Source organism: Desulfotomaculum copahuensis (assembly GCF_001655685.1).
GTDB classification, from domain to species: domain Bacteria; phylum Bacillota; class Desulfotomaculia; order Desulfotomaculales; family Desulfovirgulaceae; genus Desulfotomaculum_G; species Desulfotomaculum_G copahuensis.
Map to the genome: position 1 here is coordinate 1 of NZ_LYVF01000101.1, position 623 is coordinate 623.

At 58.9% G+C, this 623-nt stretch carries 1 protein-coding gene; it reads left to right on the plus strand.

The genetic code is table 11. The annotated features are described in order from the left end of the window. A partial coding sequence (locus tag A6M21_RS07145; RefSeq protein WP_066667420.1) for a corrinoid protein occupies positions 1–623 on the plus strand: 623 nt, incomplete at both ends.

The window sequence follows — 623 nt, forward strand, 5'->3', positions numbered from 1 at the left end:
GAGTTACTCAAGAAACTGGCGGACAGCGTGGTCAACTATGACGAGGACACGGCCCGGGAAGCGGCCAACGAATCAGTGGCGGAAGGCATGGACCCGCACAAGGCGATCTTTGACGGACTGGTGGTGGGCATGCAGGAAGTGGGCCGCCTGTACGAGATTCAGGAATACTTCGTGCCCGAACTGCTGATGTGCGCCGACGCCATGTACGCCGGTCTGGACATCCTGCGGCCGCTCTTGAAGAAGGACCCCAATGAAAAACCCAAGGGCCAGGTGGTCATGGGCGTGGTGCAGGGCGACGTGCACGACATCGGCAAAAACATCGTCAAAATGATGTTCGACGCGGCCGGATTTGTGGTGCACGACCTGGGCCGGGACGTGCCGCTGGAGAAATTCGTGGAGGAGCAGCTGAAGACCGACTCGGAGATTGTGGCCCTGTCGGCGATGATGACCACCACCATGGTCGGGATGAAAAACATCATCAAAAAGATCCGGGAAAAGAACCCCAAGGCCAAGATCATGATCGGCGGCGCGCCGGTGACCGAGCAGGTGGCCAATTTGTTCGGCGCGGACGGCTACGCCAAGGACGCTTCCAACGCGTTGAAGGACGCCATCAATATGATCAG